The following is a 12,655-nucleotide window of genomic DNA, read 5'->3' on the forward strand; positions in this document are numbered from 1 at the left end:
AAATGGAAGGGAATGCGTCATTTTGATTGCTCGCCCATATACCTGGTCATTGGATTTCCATTCCCTTAAATGCGAAAGCCGGGCGCGTACCTGGTGCTGTCGGTGGACAAGCAGCATTTCGCCAACCTGATCATCGCCCCCAACACGAATGCCGCCGACAAGCTGACTGTCAGCACACAGATGAACCAGATGCGGCACAACACGGAACGAATCGATGCCGACCAGACAGAGATAAACGCGGCACACTTCCGCTTTAGATGCCGTATTTTTCCGATACGTATCTCATGCCTGCCCCAAGGCCGTATGACGACGCCGTTTAGCTGTCAGCGCGTCGTCACGGGAAAGCCGCAAATTGCCTTGCGGACAGGCTCAGACGCGGCCGGATAATCGGCCGCATGGGGAGCACCGTTTTTTTCACAGGTCCCCATCCATCTTCACTGCGGCATGCTGATTTCACAACACGTATATGAACCTGCAGCCGCTGTGGAGATTCGCCTTTCCTCTGGGAGTGACATGGAGGTGAATTTGCATGAGTACTACACACGTACCCAACAAGGTGCTGAACAACCTTGTTCATTTTCTGGCCCCGTACGAACAGGCTGTCGATGAACTCAAGCTGAAATTGAAGGGCATCAAGTACGGTTTTTTGAAAAGAGGCCGCTATTCACCCATCGAGTTCGTCGTCGGGCGGGTGAAAAAGGTTGACAGCCTGATCAAGAAAGCGCAGGAAAGAGGGATCGATTTTCAGCAGGACACCTGGCAGGAGCGAGTGGCCAGGGAGATTACGGATATCGCCGGACTGCGCATCGTCTGCCGGTACATTGATGACGTGCGTGAAGTCCAGCAGCTGTTGCAGGAGCGGGAGGACATCGAAGTCCACGACATCAAGGACTACATCGCAACGCCCAAGGATTCCGGATACCGCAGCATCCACATGATCGTTTCCTACACAGTGTACCACGGAAGTGAAAAAATCACGCTGTTCTGCGAAATTCAAATTCGTACGTTGGGCATGAATTTTTGGGCGACGAACGAACACGAGCTGCGTTACAAATACGCCGGGAACATCCCGGAAAACGTGATGCAGCAGCTCCACGAGGCGTCCGTGATCACGCACCAGTTGGACGTCTTGATGAACAGCTTGCGCCAGGAGATTTTGACGCCGCCCGAAGTGAACACGTCGCTTGAGGAAAAACTGGAAGAAATCTTCTCGCTGTACGTGAAGCAGGATTTTGAATCAGCGGCAGCGTTGTACCGCGAACATGTAAGCGGTTTTGAACAGGCTTTTCAAGACAATCCGAAATTTAAAATGATTCACGATCTGCTGGGCAAGCGACTGGGCTAGCCGAGCACGCGTGCTGATGCCCGCAAGTACAAAGAAAGGAACCGACAACCATGCGTCTACTGCTTACGTACCTGCTCGTTGCAGCATGCGTTTTGTGCAGCTTCAACGTGCAGCCCGCATCCGCCCGTGGGGAAGACAATCTGACACCCAGCGGCATTTACGGGGAATCTGCCATACTGATTGACGCGGCAACGGGTCAGATTTTGTTTGAAAAAAATCCGCATCTTCGCCTGTATCCGGCGAGCATTACCAAAATCGCCACCGGGATTTACTCGATTGAAAACGGCAATCCGGATGATATTGTAACCGTCTCCAAAAGAGCTCGCTACGAAGAAGGCACACGCGTGTACCTGGGCGAAGGGGAGCAGGTCACCCTGCGCAAGCTGGAGTACGGGCTGCTGATGAATTCCGGCAACGACGCGGCGACTGCGATCGCGGAGCATTTGGGCGGCAGCGTCGAGCATTTCGCCGATCTGCTGAACACATACTTGCAGGAAAAAGCGGGTGTCACTGAGACCCATTTTGCAAACGCACACGGCCTGCATGATCCCAATCACTATACGACTGCGGCAGACATGGCCAAAATCGCCCAATATGCGATGAAAAACCCGACCTTCCGCGAGATCGTGGCCACTGTCCGCCTGCCGTGGAACGGTCGCGAATGGCAGACGGAGCTGATTAATCACAACAAGCTGCTCCGCAATTACGAAGGGGCGACCGGGATCAAGAACGGTTTTACCGACCAGGCGATGCACACGCTGGTGGGTTCGGCCAAGCGCGGCGAAACAGAACTGATCGCGGTCACGATGAAAGCAGGGTCCAGCGCATACGCCTACAAGGACGTGACCGCCATGCTGGACTATGGGTTTGCCCACTATGAGACCAGACAGGTGGCCACTGCCGGCCAAACATTTGGTCAGGAAGCGGCGGCCAACGATGCTGCACCTGCGGTCACCTATCAGGCAGAGACTGATCTGTACGCCACAGTCCCCAAAGGGACGGAGCCGCAAACGGAGCTGACTGCCGACGGCCAGCTGCTGGTCAGGGCAGGGGAGATGACGCAGACGCTGCCGTTACTGCGGAAAGATCCCCCTCGCGCCGCCGCGCTTGCGGATGCCGCACCCAAGGAGAAGGAAGCGGATTCCACATGGCCGCGATACGCGATTTTCTTTGCCTGGCTGATGTTAAACCTGTTTTTGTTTGTCCTGACGGTTGCGCGATCTCGCCGCCGCCGTCGGGAGAGACTGCGGCATCTGCCACGCCGCGCGCATTGGTCCTGATTCCTGAGGATGGACGTCCCCAACTGGGGCGTCCTTCTTTCGTATGGAATACCGCTTTCCAACAAACACTGAGCATGTGGGATCATGAGTTGGGACAGAGCGGATCGGTGGTGCACATGCGGCCCTTTAATTCCGCTCAGGGACAGCTGTGACAGCAGCCGTGTCCATTAGCCTCCTCCCGGCGTATCGTAGGATGAGAACCGATATTCCTGCGAAGGGGGAAACGCAATGGACAGCACGACATGTCCTGCACCTGAAGTGTCCGTGATTATTTCCGTCCAAAACGAGGCCCAGCGAATCGTCCGGGTCATCCAAGAGGCACGGCGTGTGTCCCCTTCAACGGAAGTGATCGTCGTATGCAGCGGCATGACGGATCACACACCCAAACGGGCGCTGGAACAAGGAGCCAAGGTGATCGAAGCGGTTCCCACTCTCGGTCAGGATGTTGGTCGTGCCATAGGAGCTTTTTTTGCCAGAGGCGACATCATGTTGTTCATCGATGCGGACTGTCTGGTGCCGGCTTCCAAACTTCGTCAGTACGTGGACGAAGTGAAAAAGGGATGGGATGTGGTGCTCAACGCTTCCACCGGCTGTCGGTATAACGGAACAGTCACCCAAGCCAGACGGCTGTTGAATCACATCGTGGGGCGGCCTGATCTGGCCGGCAGCTCCCTGACCACCGTTCCGCACGCCATGAGCCGGCAGGCGGCCGAACGGATCGGCTTCGAGGATTTGGCTGTCCCGCCCAGGGCGCTGGTCAAAGCCGCACTGCAAGGTCTGGCGATTACCAGAGTCTGCCCGATCAATACGGCGCGGCTGAACAATTCACGCGCCGGGCGAAACGATAGAGCTGTTGATCTTGAATTGAGCGATCACGCGGATGCCATCGCCACCTGTCTGCGAGAAAGGGGAGAGCGGGCAGGATTTTACGATCACGAACGTCATCGGGATCTGCTGTTAGTCCCTCCGCAGTTGCACCTGCGGACCGTATACAGTCAGATGATGAGAGGGACGACAGGGGGGGATTGGCGTGGCGTTCGAAAAGCCAAACAAAAGACTCAGCGCAAAACCGGGCCCAAAACGCGTCGTCCGCGCTAAACCATCATCCGGGCAGCAGCTAACGCCCCAACAGCTGGCAAGAAACAGCCGGATGCTCTCGGTAATTATCCCGGTCAGCAATGGAGAAAAGACGATTGGAGCGGTCCTGCGGCAGGTGGAAAAGCTGCGGCCCAAGGAAATCATTGTGATTGTCAACGGCTGCCGCGACCGTACGGTGGACATGGTCTGGAGTCACCCGGTCACCTGTGTGGTTTATCCGTTCGAGTTGGGACGCGACGTCGGGAGGGCCATCGGCGCTGGGGAAGCCAGCGGGGAGGTCTTGCTGTTTCTTGATGGCAGCTACGTCGTGCCCGCAGCGTCGCTGCAGTCATTTGCAAACGCCTGCTATCGGGGGGCGGACATCGCGCTGAACAACGCCAATCCGTTTTACCGTCAGCCAGCCAAACTGGACGCCGTCGCGATGGCGACATATTATCTCAACCGGATGCTGTCCCGCCCCGACCTGCGCTATTCGTCACTGAGCGCGGCACCGCATGCGATGAAGCGAAGCGCTGCTGCCGCACTTGGTTTCGACAGTCTGATGGTTCCGCCAAAAGCGCTGGCGATGGCGATTGCCAACGGGATGGTCGTCGTCCAGGCAGAGAGTGTGAACGTGTTTCGCCGAAAACTTTCACCCAAAATTCAGGAGCTGCTCCTGGGCGATCACCTGGAAGCGATACAGTACGTGCAACACGTGAAGAACTCTGACCGGATGGGTTTAGAAGACCCGTTTCGGCAGCGGGACGTGTTTTCGCACGTGGAGAAGGCGAGGATCATCAGCGATCGGCATGTCATACTGCCGTTTGAGACATAAAAAACTGTCCGTGTGCCAGTACCACCGTTGTCACCTCATCGGGGTGGCGGCGGTGGTTCGTTCTGTAAACGGATATACTTTGCGAATTGGGTCGTTTGTAGTACGATTACTTCGTAGGACAATCTGGAGTAGAAAAGGAGCAGATGATTTATGAGCATCCATATCGGAGCAAAGGCCAATGAGATTGCGGATACGATTCTGTTGCCAGGCGATCCGCTGCGGGCCAAATACATCGCAGAAACGTTTCTCGAAGATGCAGTGTGCTACAACAACGTTCGTGGCATGCTGGGCTTTACCGGTACATATAAAGGTAAGCGGGTGTCCGTACAGGGGACAGGCATGGGCGTGCCATCCATCTCCATTTACATCCATGAGCTGATGGAGGAATACGGCGTGCAAAACCTGATCCGCGTCGGGACCTGCGGCGCCATCCAGGAAGACATCAAGGTGCGCGACGTGATCATCGCCATGGCGGCGTCCACCGATTCGCAGGCAAACCGGCTGCGCTTCCAGCAGGTTGATTTTGCGCCAACGGCCAATTTTGATCTGCTGCACAAGGCATACCAGGCCGCCAAAGACCGGAATCTGTCCGTGAAGGTGGGCAATGTGTTCACCAGCGACACGTTCTATCAGGAAAGCCTGGACCTGTACAAAAAACTGGCCAGCTATCAGGTACTGGCTGTGGAAATGGAGACGGCCGCCCTCTACACACTGGCCGCCAAATTTAAGCGCAACGCCTTGTCCATCCTGACCGTCAGCGATCATATTTTCACCGGCGAAGCCACCTCAGCTGAAGAACGTCAGACCACGTTCAACGCGATGATCGAAGTGGCTCTGGATGCGGCGCTGCTGAAGTAACACGCGGCCACAATCGAGGAAGAACTTTTGTCCGCAGGCGAATATGTCTGCGGATTCTTTTTTCTGCGGATTCCTAAAGCTTCTTACTTTATTTACAGCGATTTATAGCGGAAAGATATTGCGAAGCGGATCGATTTTCTTTTGAGTCCGATAATATATATTATGTAAACTGATAAACATTCAAGAATCGCCATGTACTGGCGGTTCTCAGCAGGCATCCCATGATACAGACAGCGTCGCAAACTCCAAAGCAATAACGCTAATAGTGACACGAACAATGATTATCCAATAATAATCATCCGATGAGCATCCGATGACGTTTACCAGACAATCCTCATGACAAGAGCTCGATGACAAGTCCTTGATTGGAAACATGCGATCAGTAAGGTATCAGACACAGACATGCGACCATCACAATGGTTGTCGGATATTTTATATGATATTCCATCAAAGAACTCGTCGCTGGCTAGCGGTTCAAGCAGCATCCTGGCATAGACAACGTTGCCAAAGCCCATACAAAACGCAAGTTGTCAAGAACGAACAATATCGTTCGCCAAAAATGGAGAACAGCTGGTGCCTTGTGGATGGCTTTCTGTCTATTTTTTGTATCAGTTCATGAAAATGCCATTTCATGAACTGATAATATGCTTCTTTTCAACCATGTACGCTGTATCTATTCCTATGCCATGTCCATGCGTTCTTTGAACCAATAAAAACGGAACGAATGAAAAACGCAGGTACGCCTTACTGGGTACCTGCGTATTCACACGACTCGATTTTTGTATTCCTATTTTATTCCGTTTTATTCCGGCTGTACGACTTTTTGCGGAGCTCCTCCCTGCTGCTGTTTGAGCAGCGGTAGAATCACCGCCACCCCAATGAAGAACAGCGCGGTAGCCACCTCGAACATCGTCACCAGCGAGAATGTGGCTTTCAACCATCCGGTGATGCTCATCATCAGCACCATCGCGCCCATGAACAGCGGGCTTAGAATGCCGTTGACACGCCCGACAAACGATGCTTCGGTGTTTTGCAGAATCAACGTGTTGATTCCGATATGGATGCACGGTATGACCAGACCGTTGATGAATTGGGCCGTCAGCGTCAGCCACAGTTCAGTCGACAGTCCCATCACCAGGAAACCGCAGGCGCTCACGGTCATCCCCAGCATGAGGAGCTTTTGCGGGGCAATTTTTTTCGCCAGGCCCATCATCACTCCTCCACCGAGGATCATGGCGACGCCGTTGACGGCCATCAGCCATTGCAGGTTCTCCTTCGGCAGTCCGAGACGTTCGGTGACGAGGAATACCACCAACGGCTGCGTCAGACCAATCGCAAACCCCGCTGCAGCAAAACAGCCGCCGAGGAGGGTCAACGTCCGGTTCCCCTGCACATAGCGCAAGCCTGCCTTCATCTCCTGCCAGAAGGTGGTGTTCTCATCCTGCTTCTCCACGTCGCGATCAGGCGGCAGCATCACAAGCACGACAGCGGACAGCAGGAAGGCTGCACCCGTGATTGCGATTGCGGCGCCGACGCCGTAATGCTGATACACAAATGTACCGACAACCGGTCCCAGGATCATGAACAGTGCAATCAGCGTCTGGTACATGGACATCCCCATCTGAATGAGCTGTTCCGGCACGTGCAGTTTGAACAACTTCATGCCGGACGGCTGCGAAAACTGCGACAGCACAGACGAGACCAGTGTCGCGAAAAAGATGGCTTTCCAACTGCCGAACACCAGCGTAAGCAGCACGACAAACATGGAAAGCGAACTGAGCAGGTCACACCAGATCATTGTTCGCTTGGGGCGCCAGCGGTCGGCAAACGTGCCCCCGATAAAGGAAAACAGAAAAATCGGCGCAAATTCAGCCACGGAGATGAGCGATACGGCAATCGGGTCCCCATTCGTCTGCTCCATCACGTACAGCAAAATAGCGTAGTTGCGGACCCAGATGCCGATCTGCAAAAATAACGCCGACAGCAGAATGGTCCGTACCACCCGGTTGCGGAACAAATTTCCCGCCGAATTGTTAGCAGTCGTTTGAGCTGTCATACCATCCCTCTTTCTTTTGTTTTTGTGTTTTTGTCATGTACATGTAAATGTCTGATAATAAGTCCAGCCGCATGTTTTGGCGATCACTCCTCTGTGGTCCGGTTGCGTCCCGGTCCGGTATTCAGCTGCCCATTCTCCACACTCCTGTTGCGTTGATCGGGCAACCCTCCACTGATTCGATTGCAGCGCACAGATTTACGTAAAATGTGACAGCGGTTTTACCATGCATGAATGGCGGGTGTCCGGCACCTCGTCAAGCGCAAAAAGACGCCGGGCGTTTCCGACGTCTCACGCTGTGCACGAAGACGCGGGAACATTAATCATTCCGGCGTCTCGCGCTGCGCACAAAGAGGCCGGCACATATCTCCAGCGTCTCGCAAACACAAAAAGACGCCAGGTTGTTATCTGACGCCTCGTGCGGATTACGAAGACGCCGGGCTTTCCCCGCCATCTCGCAAACGCAAAAAGACGTCATGGTTCTTCCCGACGTCTGTGTTCATGCATGTATGGTTCCGGCTGTGCCGCTCGCCTTTCGCAATCCCTGATCCCATGGAACGGAAAGGGAACGCGAAAGAAACCTACGCTGCAATCGAACGATCGGGAAGTGTTTTCGTTTTGGCTGTTTGTACGAATTCACTTACCATGATCGTTCTTGCCTCCTTACGCAAAGTTTCCCTGTTACAGGATTCCAGGCACAAACCGTTTTGCCTGACATGGAAAAAGTATAGTATGGGTATTGGCAACTGTCAAGCAGTTTTTTGAAATATTTTCGAAGAGTGGTACGCCCTAATTTCATTTCCGAAACAATTCAATGTAATTTCTCAATTAGTCATTTTTGTCAGTCAATGTTAAAATGATCGCATCACGCAACTCTTCTTTCCACAAAGGTTGTGACGACAGATGACGTTTTCCTGGAAGCGAAATCTCGTTGTGCTATGGATCGGGGTGTTTTTTTGCAGCACGGCGTACTCCATCTCCATACCGTTTCTGCCCCTCTTCCTCCACACGTCTCTTGGCGTCGATGAACATCTGGAGGCGTGGTCGGGCATTTCGTTTGGCATTACCTTCCTGGTGAGCGCCTTGATCTCTCCCTACTGGGGATCGCTCGCCGACAAGTACGGACGGAAACCGATGCTGATGCGGTCAGGGTTTAGCTTGGCCGTGTTGTACTTTTTGAACTATTTCGTCACCGATCCGTATACATTTCTGCTGCTTCGGGTACTGCAGGGGCTGCTGGCCGGTTTTGTCCCGGCATCCATCGCCCTGGTGGCGACGAACACACCGGAAAAACACGTGGGCTACGCGCTCGGCATCATGTCGACGGCCGGCGCCACCGGAGGGATTGTCGGACCGCTCGTGGGCGGCTTTGTCAGCCATTTGTGGGGCACCCGGGAAGCGTTTCTCTTCTCCGGGTACGTCGTGTTGGTGGCGGCGCTGATCGCCACGTTTTTCGCAAAAGAGACCAATGTAAACCGTTCCGCTGAGCGTTCCAACATACGCGACGACCTGCGCACCGCTCTGGGCAACCGCCCGTTTGTTGCCGTTCTGGGATTGTCGATGATCGTTACCGTGTCCGTCATGCTGCTGGAACCGCTGCTGACCGTGTACGTATTGCAGCTTGGAACGTCCCGGCAGGATGCGTCGCTCAGCGCGGGCATCATCTTTTCCGCCGTAGGCATCGCTACGGTGCTGGCCGCGCCTCGGTGGGGAGCGGCAGGGACTCGGCTCGGTTATACCAGGATTTTGTTTATCGGCCTGGTGGGCGGGGCCATTGGCAATCTCCTGCAGTTTTTCTTCACTCATCTGTACGGCTTCGGCGTGCTGCGGTTTGTGTACGGGCTCTTTTTTGCAGCCGTCTATCCGTCGATCAACGCGCTGATCGTCAGCGTCACCGCACCGGAGTTTCGCGGCAGAGCGTTCAGTCTCAATCAGTCCGTCACACAGTTGGCCACCATGATCGGCCCCGTGATGGGCGGCTTTTTGGGCGGACTGATTCCGATTCGCGCGGTGTTTCTCATCAATGGTGCGGCGCTGCTGGTCACGGCTGCACTGGTCAGATCAGGCAAACTGATCGGGAACGACCGCAGACAAGAGCGGCGTGCATCTGAAGGACACGTCCCAATCCAGGGGTAACGATAAACGCAAAAAAGAGGGGGAACTCCCCCTCATTTTTTATGACTGTCGCTAGCGGATAGCCGCCGGCTGCGGGCAAGCGTTTTGCGCCGTAAAAAACTCCTGGTAGAGCGCCAGCACCGCCCTGTCGGCATCGTCCACCTTGACGCCAAAGATCATGCTCACTTCGGACGATCCCTGATTGATCATCTCCAGGTTGACCCGCGCGTTTGCCAGGGCAGTGGTGGCTCGCGCGCACACCCCGACGGAACGCCTCATCCCCTCTCCGACGATCATGACGAGCGCCAGATTTCGTTCGACGGAGACTTCATCCACATGCAGTTCGTCCATGATCCGCTTGATGACGCGCGACTCCGTCTCCTCGTCAAAAAACCGTTCCCGCAAGATGACGGAGATGTTGTCTATACCGGACGGCGTGTGTTCGTACGAAATGCCTTCTTCTTCCAGAATTTGCAGCAGTCTGCGGCCAAAGCCGATCTCCCGGTTCATCAGGTATTTGCTCACGTAGATGCTGCAAAAGCCTTTGTCGCTGGCGATACCGGCCACCGGCGCGTCTTTCGTTTCCCTGCCGGAGACGATCTTGGTCCCCGGCGCGGCGGGATTGTTCGTATTTTTGATGCAGACCGGTATGCCGGCGCGAAATGCGGGCAGCAGCGCCTCTTCGTGGAAAACGGTAAAGCCGGAATAGGCCAGCTCGCGCATTTCCCTGTAGGTGACGACGCGGATTTCTTTTGGATTGGCGATCAGGTTGGGGTTTACCGCGTAGACCGAATCCACGTCGGTAAAGTTCTCGTACAGGTCAGCCTTCACGGCGGCAGCCAGGATGGAACCTGTTATGTCCGAACCGCCACGAGAAAACGTGACAAGAACCCCGTCCGGCGTATACCCGAAGAACCCGGGGAACACGACGATGCCCTGCCGCTGGCCAAGAGACTGCAGCCGGTCGTACGCCTCCGGGAGCACCTGTGCGTTGCCGGCTTCATCCGTTACGTACAGTCCGGCTTCCCGTGGATTGACGTACTCCGCCTGCTCGCCAAGCTGGCGCAGATACGCCGCAACCAACTTGGCGCAGGTGTCTTCACCCGATGCTTTGACGGCGTCCACAAAGCGTTCGGGCTGATCGACGGGCGCCGCAGCCAGGCTCTCCTCCAGTGCGGCCACGATCTCGCGGGAAAGCTGTGCAGGAAACGCCAATCCCTCCATAATCTCCACAAACCGGTCGATGACGGCCTGCTTCTCGCTTTCCGCTTCGCCTTCGTTCAGGCGGCGTTGGGCATAAGCGATCAACAGGTCCGTCACCTTCGTATCCGCTGGATGCCGTTTTCCCGGCGCCGAGACGATCACGATCCGCCGCTCCTGGTCCGCTCTCACAATCTGGCACACTTTTTTGATCTGCTCGGCACTGGCCAGCGAAGTTCCCCCGAATTTTGCTACCTTCATCTCCTGATCCTCCTATCCCTCTAGTGAGGTGATCTCTCCTGGTTTTATCTTTCTTCTCTTCTTTTCATGGCATGTTTCCGCGGTCCCGACGCCGGCCGTGAAAGAGGAAGCCACCCTTTCGCCTTTGCGCGATGGCGGCTGATGCCGCGGCCGGACGATTGGCCCTGATGTCAATTCTTAGCTTACGCCATTTACGTCAAAAAGACAACTGTCTATTCCACATGGACATAGAGTAACACGGTTTGGCCGCAAACCATACGCAAACCATTGTAAAAACGCCTGCCATACCGGCAAGCGTTTCCCGGAACCTCTATTCACCTTTTGGCACCTCACATGCTGTTTTCCACTCCCCCGCTATCTCGTACAGCAACCGGTCAACGGTAACGTCAATGCGCTTGGAAGCCTGCACAAATGCTGCGCCCAAAAACATGTGATAGGTGTTCTCACCGCTGCCGCTCTGCCCGTATTCACCGGGCTCGCCCCGCTCGTTTGTCGCCGTTACCGTCAGCGGCAGTTTCCGATTGGTCCCCACTTCAGCATCGTTGGGCTTTCCGACAATCAGATGCATTCGAGGCAGTTTCTCCGCTTCCTGATGCTCATAGCGAATGGAAAAGGAAATGCCCCTGTCGTCGTAGTACAGTTCATCCAGATAGACATCGGTGTTTTTGATCGTGGCGAGGTGCTTCGCTACTTTTTCACGGTAGGAGTCTGTTTCATTGTTTAGGTGGCGGTCGTATGATTCAGAATCAATCGAAAAATGGATTTGGTCGTCTCCCGCGAGCCAAAGCGAATGCAGGATCAGTTCCAACTTTGCCGGCCGTTTGTCAAACGGTTCAAATTCGACGTAATGCTGCCCGTTTGGCCCTGTTTCGATCCGGCTCAGGTTGGAGTCGCGCACCTCTCCCGCTTCGGAATGCAGGGTAAAGGACACATGGCTCAACTGTTCGTGTGGTTCCGGGGAACGGAAGCGAAAGTACAGCCGATTGACCGTCGTGCCCAGTTCCAGGGACTCCAGGGTGATCGTGCGGTCCATCGGGTGCAGTTCCTGCTTCAACGGTACCGAGACCGTCACCTCCTGGCGAACGTCAAAACGAATGGGGAGAGTAATATCAGGCAGCGGAATGGTTTGTCCCCCGATGCTCACAGATACATCCCGCAGTACGATCTCGTCGACCTTGGACAAAATGTCGGTCATGCCATCCTTGTAAAGCGGGTTGGTGGTCGCGCGGTTGTAAAACCGCCCGTCGTAAATGACACCTTCATTTGGTTCCCAGTTCAAGGTAAAGAGCGGATGGCCCGGTCCATCCTGCTGATCCCCCGGCAGCCCCATCACAAACGAGACAATCGGCACCTCCCTCTCATTGGGGAGAGCCCCCAGAAATCCGGAAGGTACGTCAATGCTGGTAAAGAAAAAAACATGGTTGCTGTTGTACCAGATCTCGTCGATCGACAATGTGCGGCCGGTACCGGGTACAGGGATCTTCATGTCAAAGGTACGGACAAGATCCAATTCTTCCGCCCGTTTCAGTCCAGGGGTCTTGGTATATTGATACTGCTTGACTTCCTCCCACCTGTCGACTTTGATCACCTTCTGATCGACTGGTTGGTCCCATCGTTTCACAGCAAACAGG

At 54.8% G+C, this 12,655-nt stretch carries 10 protein-coding genes; 7 read left to right on the plus strand and 3 right to left on the minus strand.

What is annotated here, in order from left to right; translation table 11 throughout:
• Positions 1 to 69 precede the first annotated feature (69 nt).
• The 6 genes from KDN35_RS02025 (at position 70) to deoD (ending at position 5,395) form a co-directional block, all read left to right on the plus strand.
• Complete coding sequence (locus tag KDN35_RS02025; RefSeq protein ID WP_212131961.1) at positions 70 to 387, plus strand: hypothetical protein; 318 nt, start codon at positions 70 to 72, stop codon at positions 385 to 387.
• Positions 388 to 529: 142 nt separating this feature from the next.
• Entirely contained in the window at positions 530 to 1,345 is an 816-nt protein-coding gene (locus KDN35_RS02030) for a GTP pyrophosphokinase (protein ID WP_171564844.1), read from the plus strand.
• A gap of 50 nt (positions 1,346 to 1,395) precedes the next feature.
• Positions 1,396 to 2,625 carry a D-alanyl-D-alanine carboxypeptidase family protein gene (locus tag KDN35_RS02035; protein ID WP_212131962.1) on the plus strand — a complete coding sequence of 410 codons (1,230 nt, stop codon included), beginning with the start codon at positions 1,396 to 1,398 and terminating at the stop codon, positions 2,623 to 2,625.
• 228 nt (positions 2,626 to 2,853) lie between these two features.
• Positions 2,854 to 3,723 (plus strand): glycosyltransferase family 2 protein, encoded by an 870-nt coding sequence (locus KDN35_RS02040; protein WP_212131963.1) that lies wholly within the window; start codon positions 2,854 to 2,856, stop codon positions 3,721 to 3,723.
• 52 nt (positions 3,724 to 3,775) lie between these two features.
• Positions 3,776 to 4,537 carry a glycosyltransferase family 2 protein gene (locus KDN35_RS02045; protein ID WP_171564847.1) on the plus strand — a complete coding sequence of 254 codons (762 nt, stop codon included), beginning with the start codon at positions 3,776 to 3,778 and terminating at the stop codon, positions 4,535 to 4,537.
• Between the two features lie 150 nt (positions 4,538 to 4,687).
• Positions 4,688 to 5,395: a purine-nucleoside phosphorylase gene (deoD, locus tag KDN35_RS02050; RefSeq protein ID WP_171564848.1), complete on the plus strand. Its 708-nt coding sequence runs from the start codon at positions 4,688 to 4,690 to the stop codon at positions 5,393 to 5,395.
• Between the two features lie 802 nt (positions 5,396 to 6,197).
• Here deoD and KDN35_RS02055 read toward each other — a convergent pair.
• Entirely contained in the window at positions 6,198 to 7,451 is a 1,254-nt protein-coding gene (locus KDN35_RS02055) for an MFS transporter (RefSeq protein WP_171564849.1), read from the minus strand.
• A 900-nt stretch (positions 7,452 to 8,351) separates the two neighbouring features.
• On the opposite strand from KDN35_RS02055, the gene KDN35_RS02060 reads away from it, so the two are divergent.
• Positions 8,352 to 9,584: an MFS transporter gene (locus KDN35_RS02060; RefSeq protein WP_171564850.1), complete on the plus strand. Its 1,233-nt coding sequence runs from the start codon at positions 8,352 to 8,354 to the stop codon at positions 9,582 to 9,584.
• Positions 9,585 to 9,635: 51 nt separating this feature from the next.
• Here KDN35_RS02060 and KDN35_RS02065 read toward each other — a convergent pair whose 3' ends face one another.
• On the minus strand, positions 9,636 to 11,024 hold the full coding sequence (locus KDN35_RS02065) for an aspartate kinase (protein WP_212131964.1): 1,389 nt from the start codon (positions 11,022 to 11,024) through the stop codon (positions 9,636 to 9,638).
• Positions 11,025 to 11,334: 310 nt separating this feature from the next.
• Positions 11,335 to 12,612: a hypothetical protein gene (locus KDN35_RS02070; RefSeq protein ID WP_212131965.1), complete on the minus strand. Its 1,278-nt coding sequence runs from the start codon at positions 12,610 to 12,612 to the stop codon at positions 11,335 to 11,337.
• Between the last annotated feature and the right edge of the window lie 43 nt (positions 12,613 to 12,655).

This window comes from Brevibacillus sp. NL20B1 (assembly GCF_018195675.1).
Taxonomy (GTDB): Bacteria; Bacillota; Bacilli; order Brevibacillales; family Brevibacillaceae; genus Brevibacillus; species Brevibacillus aydinogluensis.

What these genes read in the sequence shown, in the direction of transcription:
- KDN35_RS02065 (WP_212131964.1), bottom strand. Translation starts at nt 11,024, where the DNA reads ATGAAGGTAGCAAAATTCGGGGGAACTTCGCTGGCCAGTGCCGAGCAG.
- KDN35_RS02060 (WP_171564850.1), top strand. Translation starts at nt 8,352, where the DNA reads ATGACGTTTTCCTGGAAGCGAAATCTCGTTGTGCTATGGATCGGGGTG.
- deoD (WP_171564848.1), top strand. Translation starts at nt 4,688, where the DNA reads ATGAGCATCCATATCGGAGCAAAGGCCAATGAGATTGCGGATACGATT.
- KDN35_RS02055 (WP_171564849.1), bottom strand. Translation starts at nt 7,451, where the DNA reads ATGACAGCTCAAACGACTGCTAACAATTCGGCGGGAAATTTGTTCCGC.
- KDN35_RS02045 (WP_171564847.1), top strand. Translation starts at nt 3,776, where the DNA reads ATGCTCTCGGTAATTATCCCGGTCAGCAATGGAGAAAAGACGATTGGA.
- KDN35_RS02025 (WP_212131961.1), top strand. Translation starts at nt 70, where the DNA reads ATGCGAAAGCCGGGCGCGTACCTGGTGCTGTCGGTGGACAAGCAGCAT.
- KDN35_RS02030 (WP_171564844.1), top strand. Translation starts at nt 530, where the DNA reads ATGAGTACTACACACGTACCCAACAAGGTGCTGAACAACCTTGTTCAT.
- KDN35_RS02040 (WP_212131963.1), top strand. Translation starts at nt 2,854, where the DNA reads ATGGACAGCACGACATGTCCTGCACCTGAAGTGTCCGTGATTATTTCC.
- KDN35_RS02035 (WP_212131962.1), top strand. Translation starts at nt 1,396, where the DNA reads ATGCGTCTACTGCTTACGTACCTGCTCGTTGCAGCATGCGTTTTGTGC.